14 protein-coding genes are annotated in these 17482 nt (G+C 58.3%); 8 read left to right on the top strand and 6 right to left on the bottom strand.

Translation table 11 applies throughout. The features are described from left to right. The first annotated feature begins 6 nt into the window (after window positions 1–6). Complete coding sequence (locus PI739_RS18415) at window positions 7–1491, top strand: ATPase domain-containing protein (protein WP_187599763.1); 1485 nt, start codon at window positions 7–9, stop codon at window positions 1489–1491. After that, window positions 1488–3512 carry a response regulator gene (locus PI739_RS18410; RefSeq protein ID WP_003434144.1) on the top strand — a complete coding sequence of 675 codons (2025 nt, stop codon included), beginning with the start codon at window positions 1488–1490 and terminating at the stop codon, window positions 3510–3512. The genes PI739_RS18415 and PI739_RS18410 overlap by 4 nt, the downstream gene beginning before the upstream one ends. 69 nt (window positions 3513–3581) lie before the next feature. On the opposite strand, the gene PI739_RS18405 is transcribed toward PI739_RS18410, so the two are convergent. The 5 genes from PI739_RS18405 to PI739_RS18385 all read right to left on the bottom strand — a co-directional run bounded on the left by PI739_RS18405 (window position 3582) and on the right by PI739_RS18385 (window position 10236). Further along, window positions 3582–3959 (bottom strand): response regulator, encoded by a 378-nt coding sequence (locus PI739_RS18405; RefSeq protein ID WP_003318062.1) that lies wholly within the window; start codon window positions 3957–3959, stop codon window positions 3582–3584. Between the two features lie 101 nt (window positions 3960–4060). After that, a complete protein-coding gene (locus PI739_RS18400) occupies window positions 4061–5242 on the bottom strand; it encodes a hybrid sensor histidine kinase/response regulator (protein WP_271352084.1) in 1182 nt (393 codons plus the stop codon). Beyond that, entirely contained in the window at window positions 5236–5850 is a 615-nt protein-coding gene (locus tag PI739_RS18395) for a chemotaxis protein CheB (protein ID WP_271352083.1), read from the bottom strand. The genes PI739_RS18400 and PI739_RS18395 overlap by 7 nt, the downstream gene beginning before the upstream one ends. Next, window positions 5847–6668 (bottom strand): CheR family methyltransferase, encoded by an 822-nt coding sequence (locus PI739_RS18390; RefSeq protein WP_003369355.1) that lies wholly within the window; start codon window positions 6666–6668, stop codon window positions 5847–5849. The genes PI739_RS18395 and PI739_RS18390 overlap by 4 nt, the downstream gene beginning before the upstream one ends. 49 nt (window positions 6669–6717) lie before the next feature. After that, window positions 6718–10236: a response regulator gene (locus tag PI739_RS18385; protein WP_096128049.1), complete on the bottom strand. Its 3519-nt coding sequence runs from the start codon at window positions 10234–10236 to the stop codon at window positions 6718–6720. Between the two features lie 332 nt (window positions 10237–10568). Between PI739_RS18385 and PI739_RS18380 the strand changes: the two genes are divergently transcribed. Then, window positions 10569–10940, top strand: a complete 372-nt coding sequence (locus PI739_RS18380; protein WP_003369350.1) for a response regulator — start codon at window positions 10569–10571, stop codon at window positions 10938–10940. Then, on the top strand, window positions 10933–12267 hold the full coding sequence (locus PI739_RS18375) for a glycosyltransferase (protein WP_058396980.1): 1335 nt from the start codon (window positions 10933–10935) through the stop codon (window positions 12265–12267). The genes PI739_RS18380 and PI739_RS18375 overlap by 8 nt, the downstream gene beginning before the upstream one ends. On the opposite strand, the gene cobF is transcribed toward PI739_RS18375, so the two are convergent. Then, complete coding sequence (gene cobF / locus PI739_RS18370; RefSeq protein ID WP_044308244.1) at window positions 12264–13022, bottom strand: precorrin-6A synthase (deacetylating); 759 nt, start codon at window positions 13020–13022, stop codon at window positions 12264–12266. The genes PI739_RS18375 and cobF overlap by 4 nt on opposite strands. Before the next feature lie 119 nt (window positions 13023–13141). Here cobF and PI739_RS18365 point away from each other — a divergent pair, with 119 nt between their 5' ends. The 4 genes from PI739_RS18365 to PI739_RS18350 all read left to right on the top strand — a co-directional run bounded on the left by PI739_RS18365 (window position 13142) and on the right by PI739_RS18350 (window position 17474). Beyond that, on the top strand, window positions 13142–14047 hold the full coding sequence (locus tag PI739_RS18365; protein WP_003434154.1) for an AraC family transcriptional regulator: 906 nt from the start codon (window positions 13142–13144) through the stop codon (window positions 14045–14047). Between the two features lie 240 nt (window positions 14048–14287). Then, entirely contained in the window at window positions 14288–15610 is a 1323-nt protein-coding gene (locus PI739_RS18360; RefSeq protein WP_003369339.1) for an ABC transporter substrate-binding protein, read from the top strand. 87 nt (window positions 15611–15697) lie between these two features. Continuing rightward, window positions 15698–16630 (top strand): carbohydrate ABC transporter permease, encoded by a 933-nt coding sequence (locus PI739_RS18355; RefSeq protein ID WP_003369337.1) that lies wholly within the window; start codon window positions 15698–15700, stop codon window positions 16628–16630. Between the two features lie 10 nt (window positions 16631–16640). Then, window positions 16641–17474, top strand: a complete 834-nt coding sequence (locus tag PI739_RS18350) for a carbohydrate ABC transporter permease (RefSeq protein WP_003369336.1) — start codon at window positions 16641–16643, stop codon at window positions 17472–17474. Window positions 17475–17482 lie beyond the last annotated feature (8 nt).

Below are 17482 nucleotides of genomic sequence, written 5' to 3'. Positions count from 1 at the left end.
CGATACTTGAATACGTCAAAAGCGGCAACCGGCATTGAAGGCCTGGATGACATCCTTGCAGGAGGTCTTTCACGCAGTCATGTGTTTCTTCTTGAGGGAGAACCCGGAACCGGCAAGACAACCGTGGCGCTGCATTTTCTGCAGGCCGGGGCGGCAGCGGGCGAAATCTCGTTGTATATCACTCTGTCCGAGACTGAAAGCGAGTTGCGCTCGGGTGCAGCCTCGCACGGATGGCAGCTCGACGAACATATCAATATCTTTGAACTGACACCGCCTGAAAGCCTGCTCGATGCGGATCATCATCAAAGCCTGCTCTACTCCTCTGACCTGGAGCTGGGTGAGGCGACGCGGCAGATATTCGAGGTGGTCGAGCGTGTCAAACCTACTCGCGTCGTCATCGACAGCCTCTCGGAAATCCGTCTTCTGGCGCAGAGTTCGTTGCGCTACAGGCGCCAGATTCTGGCCATCAAGCATTACTTCACCCGCTACAACGCGACAGTGCTGCTGCTCGATGACCTGACCACCGAGGCACTCGACAAGACCGTGCACAGCGTTGCCCACGGGGTGATTCGCCTTGAGGCACTGACACCTACTTACGGTGCCGAGCGCAGGCGTCTCAAAATCGTCAAGTACCGCGGCCAGAAGTATCGCGGTGGTTTTCACGACTTCACCATTGCCGAGAATGGCATACACGTCTTTCCTCGCCTGGTAGCCGCCGAACACCGTTCCAACTACTCGCGCACTCAATTGAGCAGCGGAATCCAGGAGCTGGATAACCTGCTCGGAGGCGGCATCGAAGGTGGCTCCAGCACCCTGATTCTTGGCCCGGCCGGGACCGGGAAATCGCTCATCTCGCTGGTTTTCGCCGTGCAGGCGGTCGCACGCGGCGAGCGCGTCGGTCTGTTCATATTCGATGAGGAAATGGGCCTGCTGTTCGAGCGCATGCTCAAGCTGGGGATCGACCTGCGTGCACTGCAGAAAACCGGCAATCTGGTGGTCGAGCAGATCGACGCCGCAGAGCTGTCCCCTGGCGAGTTCGCACACCGTGTGCGGCGTGCAGTCGATAAAAAGCAGATAAAGACCGTTGTCATCGACAGTATCAACGGTTATCAGGCTGCAATGCCTGAAGAAAGCGCGCTGGTTCTGCACATGCACGAGCTGCTGCTTTACCTCAATCGCCAGGGCGCCTCGACCTTCATGACCGTTGCGCAGCACGGACTGGTCGGCGATATGCGCTCGCCAGTAGACATCACCTACCTTGCCGACAGTGTGATTCTGTTGCGTTACTTTGAAGCATTGGGTCAGGTACGCCGTGCGATATCGGTCATCAAGAAACGCACCGGCACTCACGAGTCAACAATCCGTGAGTACCGCATCAGTTCCAGCGGATTGAAAATAGGTGAACCGCTGGAGGCCTTTCAGGGTGTACTGCGCGGTGTGCCGTCGTACATGGGCGACAAGAAACCGCTGCTTGAGGATGACGACCTGTGAGTACCCCAGGTCTGTTATCAGAGCGCGCGATCATTCTCGCCCCACGCGGGCGGGACAGTCAGATCGCCATGCGTATTCTCGACGAAGCAGGTTACCCCGCGACGATCGCCCGTGACGTGCCCGAACTGGTCAGAGAGCTGGGGGCCGGTGCCGGTCTGGCGATCATCGCCGACGAGGCACTGCGCAACACTGATATGACCCCATTGCTGGAGCTGCTTGGCCGTCAGCCGCCCTGGTCGGACTTGCCTATCGTCTTGCTGACCCACGGACCTGATCACAACCCCTCTGCGCGCATGGGTAATCTATTGGGCAACGTGACCTTTCTCGAACGCCCTTTCCATCCGGTGACGTTGGTGAGTCTGGTGATGACAGCGGTGCGCGGCCGTAGACGCCAGTATGAAGCTCGCGCGCGCATGGAGGATCTGCACGAAAGTGAAGGCCGCCTGCAGAATGCCCTGAAGGCCGGCAGGCTGGGCTCATGGGTTCTGGAAGCCGAATATCTCAAACTGACCTGTTCGGACATCACCAAAAGTCACTACGGCCGCGACGAGCAGAACACCTTCGGTTACGACGACTGGCTGGCCGCCGTTTATTTCGAAGACCAGCCCCGAATGCAATCGGCGTTGCAGCGCAGCCTGGATACCGGTGTCGATCTGATCATCGAATACCGGAATATCTGGCCGGACGGCTCACTCAACTGGGTGGATGTGCGCGCCCGTGCCACGCGCGGCAAGAACGGTCTGGTCGGCTCACTGGCGGGCGTGACATCCGACATCACCGAGCGCAAGCAGGCCGAGTCGCAGTTGCGCCGCCTCAATGAAACGCTCGAGCAACAGGTTGAAGAGCGAACCTCGCAGCTACGTCACAAAGAGGAAATTCTGCGCCAGTCACAGAAAATGGAGGCAGTCGGCCAGTTGACCGGCGGGATTGCCCATGACTTCAACAACATGCTGACAGGGATCATCGGCAGCCTCGAGTTGATAAGACGCCGGCTGGCGCGCGGGCGTGTCGAGGACCTGAACGGCCTGATCGATCTGGGGGTCACCTCAGCAAACCGCGCCGCCGCCCTGACCCATCGTCTGCTGGCCTTCTCACGGCGTCAGTCGCTGGACTCCAAGCCGGTCGAAATGAATCATCTGGTCAACGCCATGGATGAACTGCTACAGCGCAGCGTTAACGAGAGCATTCATTTGCAGCTGCGCCTGGCACACGATCTGTGGACCGCAGAGGCCGACCCCAATCAGTTGGAGAGCGCCCTGCTCAATCTGGTACTCAACGCCCGCGACGCCATGCCTGACGGCGGCACGCTGGTGGTCGAGACGTTCAACCAGCAACTGGACAGATCCTTCACCAATGCCCATGAGAACCTGCTGCCGGGTGACTATGTCGTACTGAGCGTCAGCGACAATGGCTGTGGCATGCCTGAAACCGTCATCAGTCGAGCGTTCGACCCGTTCTTCACCACCAAACCCATCGGCCAGGGCACGGGGCTGGGTCTTTCGATGATCTACGGCTTCAGCAAGCAATCGCATGGCCACGTCCTGATCAAGAGCGAAGTCGGCGTCGGCACTACCGTACAACTGTTTCTGCCGCGCTTTCAGGGACTGGCGGATGAGGCCGAGCAAAGCTTCCAGAGCAATGCCGTTTACGCCGAGAACGGCGAGACGGTACTGATCGTTGAGGACGACCCTGCCGTGCGCGCGCTGGTCAGTGAAGTGCTTGGCGAGCTGGGCTACACCTTTATCGAGGCTGGCGAGGCAGCGGACGCAGTACCCATACTGGAATCCGGACGGCGTATCGATCTATTGATCAGCGACGTAGGCCTGCCAGGCATGAACGGCAGGCAACTGGCGGACATCGCGAGGCAACTGCGGCCGGAACTCAAGGTGTTGTTCATCACCGGTTATGCAGAACATGCGGCGGTGCGCGGGGGCTTTCTGGACACAGGAATGCAATTGATCACCAAACCCTTTGCGTTCGATCACCTGACGTCAAAAGTACGGGAAATGATAGAAGCCTGAGCAAGACTCAGGCTTCAGGCAGCGCAGATTTATCAGATTGCCCGCTCACTCGTCGGGCAGGCAGGCCGCTCAAGCCAGTAGTTTCTGGATCTGGGTGTGCAGGGTGTCCATGGTGAAGGGCTTGGCGAGAATAGGCGCCTTCAGCGCGATGGGGCTGCCCGAATCGAGTATCTCTGCCGGGTAGCCGCTGATGAAAATCACCTTCAACTCGGGCCGGAGCATGATCGCAGGCTCGGCAATCTGTACGCCCGAGACGCCGCCCGGCAGCCGATAATCGGTGATCATCAGGTCGAGATGGGGTTTGGTCGCCAGAATCTCGAAAGCCTGCTCGCCGTTCTCGGCTTTCAGGACACGATAACCCTCACCCGACAGATAATCGGCCAGAAGCATCAGGATCAGGGGCTCGTCTTCGACGATTAGTACGACGTTTTCTGCATCAGCGCTCATTGAACTGCCTTTGATCTTATAAATAGCTGCCATTACGACCACGGCACGCGTGGGAGGTTGCGCCAACGTGTGATTAAACTTGATCGCCGGAGGCGGCGACCTTACAGAGGCAGACAGATACGAAACACCGAACCCTTGCCCTCTTCACTCTCCACTTCGATGCGACCGCCGTGAGCCATGACGATCTGATCGGAAATGAACAGCCCAAGACCCAGCCCGGCAACAGCGTGATTAGTCGACACCCGCTCGAACTGCTGAAAGATGCGCTTCTGGTTTTCGGCCGTAATGCCAATACCTTGATCCCTCACTTCAATGAAGGCCTCGCTGTCCTTGCTGTACACATGCACTTCAATCGGCTTTCGCGCGCCGTAGCGCAGTGCGTTGGTCAACAGGTTGGCAACCACCTGCTCAATGCGGAACTCATCCCAGACGCCTATTACCGGCTGCTCGGCGAACCGGGTGATCGTGGAATTGGCGGCGGCGATCTGCGCGGCAAAACTTTCCAGCAGTTGAGTGACCAGCTCGCTCAGGTCGAACGGACTCGGCCTGATCGACAGCTTGCCGGTACGAATCCTCGATACATCGAGCATGTCTTCGATCAGGCGGATAAGGCTCTGAATCTGCCGCTCATCGCGATCGACCATGGCACGTAACTTTTCCATGGTAAACGCCGCTGCGTTGTCCTTGGCCAGGTGCAGCTTGCGCAGCTGGGTCTCCAGAATCAGGCCGTTGAGCGGCGTGCGTACCTCGTGAGAGACGATGGACATGAAGTCATCACGCATACGAATCGCATGCTCCAGCTCGCTCTGGGTCGACTGCAGACGCTTGAGCAAGGCCTCCTGCTCCTGGCGACTGTGCTCAAGTTCCTCGACCTGTATCTTCATGGCCTTGCGCTGCCGGTAAAGATCGACGAACACATTGACCTTGCTCTTCACCGCGTGAATATCCAGCGGCTTGTGCAGGAAGTCCACGGCACCGCTTTCATAACCCTTGAAGGCGTAATTCAGCTCGCGCCCGGCGGCACTGACGAAGACGATTGGAATGCTTTTGGTCTTTTCCGTGCTGCGCATCATCTCGGCCAGCTCGAAGCCGTTCATCCCGGGCATCTGCACGTCGAGGATGGCCATGGCGAATTCGTGCTGCAGCAGCAGTGACAGCGCCTCATCGGCAGACAGCGCCTTGTAGACGATTCGATCACCGCGCTTGATCAACGCTTCGAGCGCCAGCAGGTTTTCCGGCAAATCATCGACGATAAGCAGTTTTGCCTGAATTTCACTTAACATGCGGTTCGTTCCAGCTCGACCAGCAAGCGGCCAATATCGTTCAGGGAAAGGAGGTAATCGGGCGAGTGCAGCGCCAGGCCAGCTTCAGGCATGGTAGAAGCCTGGGCCTGCGAGGGGTCCTGAATCACCGTGAAACCACCGTACGTCTTGATCTGCAGCAACCCGTTCGCACCGTCATTATTGGCACCGGTCAACAGCACCCCGGCCAGTCGCGACCCATAGGCATCAGCAGCCGAACCGAACAGAATGTCGATACTGGGCCTTGAATAAAACACTTTGTCCTCCTGACTCAACGACAGGGAAAAGTCGGACTCCACCGAGACGTGATAGCCCGCTGGCGCAACATACAAAGTGCCGGGCACTATGCTCTCCTTGTCGTCGGCTTCCTTGACCGGAATCGCCAGACGGTTCTGAAACATATTGGCCAACTGGCTATGCCGGTCATCAGGCAAATGCAGAACCATCAGGATAGGCAACGCAAAACCCTTGCGCAGGCCGCTGAATATTTTCAGCAAGGCTTCCACGCCGCCGGCCGATGCGCCGACCACAATGGCATCGACCACGGGCAACGAGTGACTCAAGGCGTCATCGCCAAACGTGGTTTTCATGATTTCCGGTAAATCCGCTCGGGTTTCACCAGCGCCTCGAAAGCGCCCCCGTACGCTGAGAATTCCAGCGTCTCCTTGCTGCCCAACGCCAGAAAACCACGATGACACAGCGAGTCATGAAACAGCCCGAACGCTCGATCCTGGAGCTTTTTGTTGAAATAAATCAGTACGTTACGACACGAAATAAATTGCGTTTCGGAGAATACACTATCTGTGGCCAGACTGTGATCGGCAAACGTGACGTTCTCGCACAGCGTCTTGTCGAAGATCGCGTAGTCATAGGCGGACGTGTAGTACTCGGCAAAATCGCGCTGCCCTCCCGCCTTTCGATAGTTCTCGGCGTAGGCCCGCACACTGTCCATGGAAAAGATGCCCTGCTTGGCCTTCTCCAGCGAGCTGGGATTGATATCGGTCGCGTAAATGATGGTTCGCTCCAGCAGCCCCTCTTCACGCAACAGAATAGCCGTGGAATAGACCTCCTCGCCCGTGCTGCAGCCGGCAATCCATACCTTGAGTGACGGGTAGGTACGCAGCACCGGTACGACCTCATTACGGATTGCCAGGAAGTGCGAGGGATCACGGAACATCTCACTGACCGGGATCGTGAGAATCTGCAGCAATTGCATGAACGCCGCAGGGTCGTGGATCACACGTTCCTGCAGCGCGGAGATGGTTGCACAATCGAACTGGCGCAACGCATGGATCACGCGGCGCTTGACCGAAGCGCCGGAGTAGTCACGAAAGTCGTAGCTGTACTGAAGGTAAATCGCCTCGATCAGCAGGCGCAACTCGATGTCCATGCTTCGATCAAGCTGCATGGTGCCGCCCGGGCTTGCCATTGCAGACGCCCCTCCACTGAAGCCTCATTCAGATACGCTCCATCTTCGGCAGCCAGACGCGAATCAGCGAAAACAGACGATCCAGATCAATGGGCTTGGCCAGGTAATCGTTGGAACCCGCCTGCAGACAACGCTCCTGATCATCCTTCATGGCCTTGGCCGTGACGGCGATGATCGGCAGCTTGCGCCAGCGCGGGTCCTTGCGGATCTCGATGGTCGCTTCAAAACCATCCATTTCAGGCATCATCACGTCCATCAGGACCAGATCGATGTCTTCCACCTCATTGAGCCTGGCAATCGCCTCCAGACCATTGCGGGCGATTTCCACGACCGCACCCTTATGTTCAAGGGCGCTGGTCAGCGCAAAGATATTGCGCACATCGTCGTCGACCACGAGGATCTTGCGCGCCTCGAAGACCTTGTCACGGCTACGTGCGGTCTTGAGCATCTTTTGCCGTTCGTTGGACAGTTGCGACTCGACCTTGTGCAGGAACAGCGTGACCTCATCGAGCAGCCTTTCAGGCGAGCGCGCACCCTTGATAATGATCGAGCGCGAATACTTCATCAGCTCGGCTTCTTCATCGCGGGTCATGTTGCGGCCGGTATAGACAATCACCGGCGGGAAGGCGCAGATGTCCTCCATCGACATGCGCTTGAGCAATTCATTGCCGAGCATGTCCGGAAGCTTGAGATCAATGATCATGCAGTCATAGACATGATCGCGCAGCAGGTCCAGCGCCTCCTGGGCAAAGCCTACCGCAGTGATTTCAATATCGTCATCACCGATCAGGCGCGCGATGCTGTCACGCTGCAACGCATCGTCTTCGACCAGCAGGATACGTTTGACCTTCTGCGTCAGCTTGGCTTCCAGCTTGGCGAACACGTCCTTGAGCTCTTCACGCGTGGTCGGCTTGACCGCGTAGCCAATCGCGCCCATGTGCAAGGCGGCTTCCTGGCGATCCTCGACCGAGATCACGTGTACGGGAATGTGCCGGGTGGGCGCCAGCTCCTTGAGACGCTGCAGCACGGTCAGGCCCGAATGATCCGGCAGGCGCATGTCCAGCAGAATGGCATCGGGCGTGTAGCGGGACGCCAGGTTGAAGCCATCGTCAGCAGCATGCGCGACCAGACAGTCGTAGCCCAGCTCGTGGGCCAGGTCGTAGAGAATCTGGGCGAATCGCACTTCGTCTTCGATCACCAGGATGCAACGACGCTCGAAGGGCGCCTTGTCCCGGTCGTCGGCAAATACCGGCACCGGCGTATCCATCGGCACGGGTGCCGGTACCGGCTGCGGGATGACCGGAAGCGCAGCCACAGACAGCGGCAGCGCAGCAGGCGCTGGTGAGATGAGCAGATCGCTGTCCGGCTCGCGGCCGTCCTGTTCGACGTATTGCTCCGGCAGCACGAGGCTGAAAATACTGCCCTGCCCCGGTGCGCTGGTCACACTGATCGATCCGCCCAGCAATGCCGCCAGATCACGCGAAATCGACAAACCCAATCCGGTGCCACCATAACGCCGGTTGGTGGTGCCGTCTGCCTGACGGAACGCTTCAAAAATGCCCTGCTGGTGCTCCTCGGCGATGCCGATGCCCGAATCACGCACGATGAACGCGATACCCGCGCCCGGATGACGCGAAACCACCATGCTGACCGAGCCTGCTTCAGTGAACTTGATCGCGTTGGACAGCAGGTTCTTGAGGATCTGCTCAAGACGCTGGCGATCCGTGAACAGCATGGTAGGCGCACCGGCCTGGATGTCGACAGTAAACGCGAGCTTCTTCTCGGCGGCCAGCGGCTGGAAGAGCGTCCGCAGACCTTCGACCAGTCGGGGAACGCTGCTGTTTTCCGGGCGCACTTCCAGCTTGCCGGCCTCGACCTTGGAAATATCCAGAATGTCGTTGATCAGATTCAGCAGGTCATTGCCCGCCGAATAGATCGACTCGGCAAACTTGACCTGTTCGGCGGTCAGGTTCTCGCCCGGGTTCTCGGCCAGCAGTTTGGCGAGGATCAGTGAGCTGTTGAGCGGCGTGCGCAGCTCGTGGGACATATTGGCGAGGAACTCGGACTTGTACTTGCTGGCGCGCTGCAGTTCGTCTGCCCGCGCCTGCAACTCGGCCTGAGCAATATTCAGTTCTTCATTGTTGCGATCCAGCGCATCGCGCTGCTCGGCCAGTGCCTGACTCTGGTCGGCGAGTTGCTCGTTGGTCTGCTCCAGCTCAGCCTGCTGGGTCTCCAGATGGACCTGGGACTCCTTGAGGATGCGCGATTGCTCCTCCAGCTCTTCGTTGGCCGTACGCAGTTCTTCCTGCTGCACCTGCAGTTCTTCGTTGAGCTGCTGGGTCTCGGCCAGCACCTCCTGCAGACGCTGGCGATAACGGGCGGCTTCGATGGACGTACCGATGTTGTCCGCCACCAGCTCAAGAAACTCGATATCGCGCTCGGTCAGGGTGCGCAGAAAGCCCAGTTCGATCACGCCGTTGACCTGATCGTCATTGCTGGTCGGCACCACCACCACGCTGCGCGGCGAGCCATCGCCCAGGCCGGAGGCGACCTTGAAGTAGTTATCCGGCAGTTCATCCAGCGTAATGATGCGGTCCTGCTGGGCTGCCTGCCCCACAATGCCTTCGTCACTGTGAATGGTCTGATCCTGCTGCTCCTGTTCGCGGGAGAAACCATACGAGGCAACTCGCGTGAGGCCGCCGTGGTCCTGGCGGATGTAGACAGCGGCCACCGACGCGCCCAGGTATTGGGTCAGAAACTGGAGGATATTCCGGCCCAGCATGTTCAGCGTCAATTGCCCCAGGACCTGCTCGGCCAGCTCGCTCTGACCATTGCGCAGCCAGGCCACCTTCTGCAGTCGCTCGGCATTGACTTCCTGCAGTCTGAGGTTTTCGCTGTAAGTGTTCGACAGCGAGATCAGATCCCGGCGACCGATATAGGCCAGAATTGCGCTGACAATCACCACGAATATCAGATAAAGGGTGACGGAAAGAATGGTACTGCGCGTGACTTCCGCATTGCGGGTCAGGCGCAGTTGCTGCTCCATTTCCACGGCCTGATCGTATTCGGTGCGGATCTGATCGGTAATTCGCTTGCCACGTCCGGCCAGCACCGGCGTCTGATAATCGGCGTTGGTGCGCCGCAACGTAATCATCTCCTGGGCGAACGCATTCCACTCCTGTTGCAGCGTGGCCAGACGCCTGAACCGATCCAGTTGCGTGGGGTTGTCTTCTACCAGTTCCTCCAGCCCCTGCAACTCGGCGAGCAACAGCGGCTTGGCGACTTCATAGGGATCGAGAAAATGCTGATCACCGGTGAGCAGGAAACCGCGCATGCCGGTTTCCATGTCTATCGACAGTTTCATTGAGCGGTTGGTGTTGTTGATCACCCGGTCAGTGTGCTCGACCCACTGTATTGCAGTGAGCAGATAACTGATCAGCAGAATGAAGAAAACTGCGCTCAATACACCGACGCCCAGGGGCAAGCCAACGTTACGCCCCAGCAATTTTCGAAAGCGTTGTTCATCGACAACAGACGTCCGATTCATGAAATATCCCTGACGAGTGGATCAAAACCGTAGAGTTTGCCGTAAACCTACGAAAAACACTCTTATTTCTGACATAGAGGATTGAAATTTCACACATAAATGCGCGATAAGCTCACGCCTGTATTCATTAATGACGCCAACCCGTGAGCCGCCCTGTCGATTTACGGTATTTGTGCCTCGATTGAACTTCCACCCGGTTTTTATTTACTGATACAGGGACTGTATCAACCGCGGACAGGCCCTCGCTCGGTTACCCTGAGTTGACGGGAAAGGATGCGTAAAATTCCACACTGTCTGCACCATCGCCATTATTCAGGTTTAAGGAGTCAACCATGCCCGACACAGCCCGCACCATTCTCGTGGTCGAAGACGACGCCATTGTGCGCATGCTGATTGTCGACGTGCTCGAGGAGCTGGAATACAAGGTACTGGAAGCCGAGGACGCTACGTCGGCACTGACCTTTGTTGCAGACGATTCCAATCACATCGACTTGTTGATGACTGACCAGGGGCTGCCTGACATGAAGGGCACCGCACTGGCCAAAAAGGTCATCGAACTTCGCCCGCAATTGCCGGTGCTGTTCGCCAGCGGTTACTCCGAAAATATCGACGTGCCGCCAGGCATGCACTCGATCGGCAAGCCGTTCTCCATCGACCAGTTGCGTGACAAGGTAAAAAGCATTCTCGGGAACAGCCTTGACTGACATCGACGCAGTCTTCAACCGTACCGACAAGCCTGTCAGCACCCGCCTATTGATCATCGGCTACGTGTGGCCAGAACCGCGCTCCTCGGCCGCGAGCGGGCACATGATGCAATTGATTCAATGCTTTCTGGAGCAGGATTGGCAGATCACCTTTGCCAGCCCTGCCACTGAAGGCGAGCACCGCGCCGATCTGCTCGGCCTGGGCATCCACGAAGTGCACATTGCGCTCAACGACAGCAGTTTTGACGTGTTTGTCAGCGAATTGCAGCCTGACGTGGTGCTCTTCGATCAGTTCATGATCGAAGAGCAGTTCGGCTGGCGTGTCGAGCAGCAGTGTCCTGACGCGCTGCGAATTCTGGAGACCTCGGATTTCCAGAGCCTGCGCCACGCCCGCCATCAGTTGTTGAAGGACGCGCTGAACAGCGATTGCCCCGAGGCTGCGCCGGGCAGTGTGGACATTTCAGCGCCGCAGCTTTTCCGGCAGATAGCGTCCAGTGATCTGGCGCAGCGCGAAATCGCTTCGCTATATCGCTGCGACCTCAACCTGATGACGTCCGATGTCGAAATTGCACTGCTGAGCGGCCCTTTCGGCCTGCCCGAGACGCTGCTGCACTGGTGTCCGCTGATGATCGACGGCGCGCCCGACAGCTTCCGGCCTTTTGCACAGCGTGCACACTTCCTCAGTATCGGCAACTTCCGTCATGCGCCCAACTGGGATGCGGTGCTGTGGATGAAAACCACTATCTGGCCGCTGATCCGTCAACAACTGCCCGAAGCCCAGCTGCACATCTACGGTGCCTATACACCACCCAAGGCAGCGGCGCTGCACAACGCCGCTCAGGGCTTTCATGTGAAGCACTGGGCCGAGGATGCGCTGGAGGTCATGTCCAATGCGCGAGTGTGCCTCGCGCCATTGCGTTTCGGGGCTGGTATCAAAGGCAAGCTGATGGACGCGATGCTCTGCGGAACGCCATCAGTCACCACCCCGGTGGGTGCGGAAGCCATGAGCGGCGGGCTGCCGTGGCCCGGCATCATTGCCGATAAGCCAGCCGACATCGCTGACGCTGCGGTCAGGCTTTATCAGGAGCAGAACCTCTGGCTTGAAGCGCAACATGCGGGTCAGGCGTTACTGCAAGCGCGCTTCCAGCATCGGCAACACTGTGCGACCCTGATCGAGCGCATCGAGACCCTTCGCAACGGACTCGTGGAGCATCGTCTGGCGAACTTCACCGGCGCCATGCTGCGGCATCATCACCACAAGAGCACCAAATACATGGCGCAGTGGATCGAAGCGAAGAATCGCAACAAGGATGAAAAACCGGCTTAGGCCGGTTTGCGTAGCAAATAGGTATCCATGATCCACCCCTTGCGCTCGCGTGCCTCGCTGCGCAGCCGCCTGATTTGCTCGCAGACCTCATCGAGCCGGCCCGACACCAGTATTTCGTCCGGTGTGCCCAGATACGCGCCCCAATAGATGTCCAGCCCCTGCCCCACATAACGCTCGAATGTGCAGTGCGCGTCGAGCATCACCACGACGTTGCCGAGGTGCTCCAGCGGAGCTGTCGCCATGCGTCGGCCGGTGGTGATAAGAATCGACTCGCCGATGCGATTGAGCGGGATCCGGTGCCGCGCGACCAGGCTCTGGACGCTGGTGATACCGGGAATCACCTGATACTCGAATACCTCGTTGCGCCGCGCCAGGACCTGATCAAGGATGCGCATTGTGCTGTCGTAGAGCGACGGGTCGCCCCAGACCAGAAACGCGCCGACCTGATCCACACCAAGCTCATCGGTCAACAACCGCTCGAAGAGTATTGCGCGCTGTTCGTGCCAACCCTCGATGCCGCGCTCGTAGGCCTGCGGATCATCTTCACGTCGAGGATCCTGAACTTGCACCAGACGGTAGCGTTCATGAGTGATATAGCGCTGACAGAGCTCTTTGCGCAGCCTCAGCAACTGATCGTCGACGTACCCCTTGTCGAGGATAAAGATCACCTCTGCACGGTTCAGTGCCGCGACAGCCTGCAGGGTGATCTGCTCGGGATCACCGGCCCCCATACCGATCAGCAGGATCTGTTTCATCGGGCAACGCCTCCACTGTGCAGGAGCCTGATCGTAGGTGATTTTTGCCAACGACCGGGCATTGAACTGAAAAATCAGGCACATTACTCTTTTGGCAACGGATGAACATGACATCGCCAATGAATAAAACAACAAGAATCGCCGACCCTTCCTACGAATTGATGGACGACCACAACGGTCTGTCGATCATCTACCGCGAGCATGGTTTCCCCTGCCCGCTGGTGCGCTGGCACTTCCACAAGGAATATGAGCTGCACCTGATTGTCGCCAGCTCTGGCAAGGTGTTTGTCGGCGACTACATCGGCAATTTCAATCCTGCCAGCCTGTTTCTCACCGGCCCCAACCTGCCGCATAACTGGATCAGCCAGATCGACGATGGCGAGGTGGTGCCCAAGCGCGACATGCTGGTCAACTTTACCGACGAGCTGCTGGAAAGCGGCAATCAGGTGTTTGCCGAACTCAAGACCCTGACGCCTTTACTGGAGCGCGCCCGCTACGGCATCGAATTTCGCTGCAAACGCACGATTCGTCAGGCCATGAAGCAAATGCAGAAGATCGCCGACTCACGAGGCATCACTCGCCTGGGCCACTTCTTCATCCTGCTCGAGCTGCTGGCCGCCAGCGACGACTACCAGCTGCTGTCAGGCACGGCGGTGGCCCACACGGCGGACGAGCACAGTGTGGATCGCACCAACCGGGCGGTGGATTATATCTTCACCCACTATGGCCGCGAGCTGCCGCTGGAGGAAGTCGCCGAGTATCTGGGCATGAAGCCGACCTATTTTTCCCGGGTGTTCAAACAGGCTACCGGGCGCTGCTTCGTGGAGTTCGTCAATCGGCTGCGCATCAGCAAATCGTGTGAACTGCTTGCCGACGGCGACAAACCGGTCACCGATGTGTGCTTCGAGTCCGGATTCAACAATATTTCCAATTTCAATCGGCGCTTTCAGCAACTCAAGGGCATGACCCCGTCGCACTACCGCCGCCTCGCCGTTCAGCGTCTGACCGAACAAAACCTGTACTGATTCGCCCCGCTCTCGCCCTCATCGTCTACGCTGAAGATGCGTCGAAGCCGTCCTATGGGCGATTCGGCGCTGTTGGCTTTTCGCACCCGAGTGCAAAAAAGTATCAGTCAGAGTGCGGCGCAGGATTTGTCTTTCAGACCGAACGCCGGTGTAATCAGTGCACATCTTCCTCACCTCCGGAAGAGAAAAAAACAATAACCATCCTTCTACAGTCCTTTGGGCGTGGAAGAGGAGTGATCAATGAAGAACTCAGCAAAACTTCTGCTCGCCAGTTCCGTCCTCAGTACCTGTTTCGTGTTCAGTGGCAGTGCCACAGCGGGGACCGTGACCATCGCCACGGTCAACAACAGTGACATGATTCGCATGCAGCGCCTCTCCAAGACCTTCGAAGAACAGCACCCCGACATCAAGCTCAACTGGGTCGTGCTGGAAGAGAACGTCCTGCGCCAGCGACTGACCACCGACATCGCCACCAAGGGCGGCCAGTTCGACGTGCTGACCATCGGCATGTACGAAGCCTCACTCTGGGGTCAGAAAGGCTGGTTGCAGGAAATGAAAGACCTGCCTGCCAGTTACGAGCTGGACGATGTGTTCCCTTCCGTGCGTGACGGCCTGTCGGTGGACGGCAAACTGTTCGCCCTGCCGTTCTATGCTGAAGCTTCGATCACTTACTACCGCACCGACCTGTTCAAGGCGGCCGGCCTGACCATGCCAGAGCGCCCTACCTGGACGCAGATCGCCGAGTTCGCCGGCAAACTGACCGACAAATCCAAGGAACAGTACGGTCTCTGCCTGCGCGGCAAGGCTGGCTGGGGCGAGAACATGGCGCTGATCACCACGCTGGCCAACGCCTTTGGCGGACGCTGGTTCGATGAGAAGTGGACGCCACAGTTCGATCAGCCAGAGTGGAAGAATGCGCTGAACTTCTACGTCAACACCATGAAGCAGTCCGGGCCGCCGGGCGCCTCCAGCAACGGTTTCAACGAGAACCTTGCGCTGTTCAACAGCGGCAAGTGCGCCATCTGGGTCGACGCCAGCGTTGCCGGTTCATTCGTGACCGACAAGAAGCAGAGCAAAGTGGCCGACAGCGTCGGCTTCACCTACGCCCCGCATGAGGTGACCGACAAGGGCTCGTCGTGGCTGTACTCGTGGTCGCTGGCGATCCCGACCAGCGCCAAGAACACCAAGGACGCTGCCGAGTTCACCCAGTGGGCCACCTCGAAAGAGTACGCCAAACTGGTTGCCGATACCGACGGCGTGTCCAACGTACCGCCGGGCACCCGCGCCTCGACCTACACCGACGAGTACAAAAAGGCAGCACCGTTTGCCAACATCACGCTTGAGTCGTTGAAGAAGGTCGATCCCAAGTCGCCAACCCTCAAGCCCGTGCCTTACGTCGGCATTCAACTGGTCACCATTCCCGAGTTCCAGGCCATCGGCACCAGCGTCGGTCAGCAGTTCTCCGCAGCACTCATAGGTCAGTCCACTGTGGATCAAGCCTTGCAGAATGCGCAAACCGCTACCGCGCGCGACATGAAACGAGCGGGTTACCCGAAAAAGTAACCGTCACGCACCAGGGCGAAAGCCGATGCTTTCGCCCTGCCGCTCAACTGCGCAACAACTCTGGTGCAATCCGGTTCGGAGCTCCCCATGAATACCTCAGCCTCCCCTGAACGCACGGACTTGTCCGGCGAACAGCAACCGCTCAAAAGCCGTCGATTCAAGCCGGGCTGGTTTCTGGTCAGTCCTTCGGTGGCGCTTCTGTTGGTGTGGATGATCGTGCCGCTGGGCATGACCATTTATTTCTCGCTGATCCGCTACAACCTGCTCTCCCCTGGCGAAAACGAATTCGTCGGCCTGGAAAACTTCCAGTACTTCGTGACCGACAGCGGCTTTTTGCCGGGTGCCGGCAATACCTTACTGCTGGTCGGCAGTGTGCTGGCGATCAGCGTGATCTTCGGCGTGCTGATTTCGGCGCTGCTGGAAGCCAGTGAGTTTTTCGGTCGTGGCATCGTCCGTGTGCTGTTGATCTCGCCGTTCTTCATCATGCCCACGGTCAGTGCGCTGATCTGGAAAAACCTGATTTTCCACCCGGTGTCCGGCGTACTCGCGGCGGTCTGGAAGTTCTTCGGCGCGCAACCCATCGACTGGTTCGCCCATTACCCGATGCTGTCGATCATTATCATCGTCTCCTGGCAATGGCTGCCGTTCGCGATCCTGATCCTGATGACCGCCATGCAGTCGCTCGATCAAGAGCAGAAAGAAGCGGCGCGGCTGGACGGCGCAGGTCCCCTGGCAATCTTCTGGCACCTGACCCTGCCGCACCTGGCACGTCCGATTGCCGTGGTGGTAATGATAGAAACGATCTTCCTGCTTTCGGTATTCGCTGAAATCTTCACCACGACCAATGGCGGGCCGGGCTTTGCCTCGACCAACCTGGCTTACCTGATCTACATCCAGGCGCTGCTGCAGTTCGACGTCGGCATGGCCTCGGCGGGCGGCCTGATTGCAGTGGTCATAGCCAACATCGCGGCGATCATCCTGATCCGGATGATCGGCAAAAACCTCACCGACAAGTCATGAGGACCTTGCCATGATGACCCTCAAACAATCACGCCGTCTGCAAAGCCTGCTGCTCGGGGCCCTGTCCTGGATCATCGCTGCGCTGGTGTTCTTTCCGATCTTCTGGATGGTCCTGACCAGCTTCAAAACCGAGATCGATGCGTTCGCGACACCGCCACAGCTGTTCTTCACCCCGACGCTGGAAAACTACCTGCACATTCAGGAGCGCAGCGATTACTTCCATTTTGCCTGGAACTCGGTGCTGATTTCCTTCAGCGCGACGGTACTGGCGATGCTGATCGCGATTCCTGCGGCATATTCCATGGCGTTTTTCGAGACCAAGCGCACCAAAGGCACGCTACTGTGGATGCTGTCTACCAAGATGCTGCCGCCGGTGGGCGTGCTGATGCCGATCTATCTGCTGGCCAAGACCTTTGGCCTGCTGGATTCGCGTCTGGCACTGATCATCATCTATACGCTGATCAACCTGCCGATCGTGGTCTGGATGATTTACACCTACTTCAAGGATATCCCCGGCGAGATCCTCGAGGCCTCGCGGCTGGACGGGGCCAGCACCCGCCAGGAAATCTTTCGCGTGCTGATGCCGATCTGCAAGGGCGGCCTGGCGTCCACCGCGTTGCTATCGCTGATCCTGTGCTGGAACGAAGCGTTCTGGTCGCTGAACCTCACCTCGTCCGCCGCGGCCCCGTTGACTGCCTTGATCGCTTCCTACTCCAGCCCCGAAGGGTTGTTCTGGGCCAAGCTTTCAGCGGTCTCGACCCTGGCCTGCGCGCCCATTCTGATTTTCGGCTGGATCAGTCAGAAACAACTGGTTCGCGGCCTGTCGTTCGGCGCTGTCAAATAGCCCGGCCC

Origin of the sequence: Pseudomonas cerasi (genome assembly GCF_027983475.1) — a bacterium.
GTDB classification, from domain to species: Bacteria; Pseudomonadota; Gammaproteobacteria; order Pseudomonadales; family Pseudomonadaceae; genus Aquipseudomonas; species Aquipseudomonas cerasi.
Note: the sequence above shows the minus strand (reverse complement) of the source record. Positions and strands in the feature narration are given on the sequence as shown.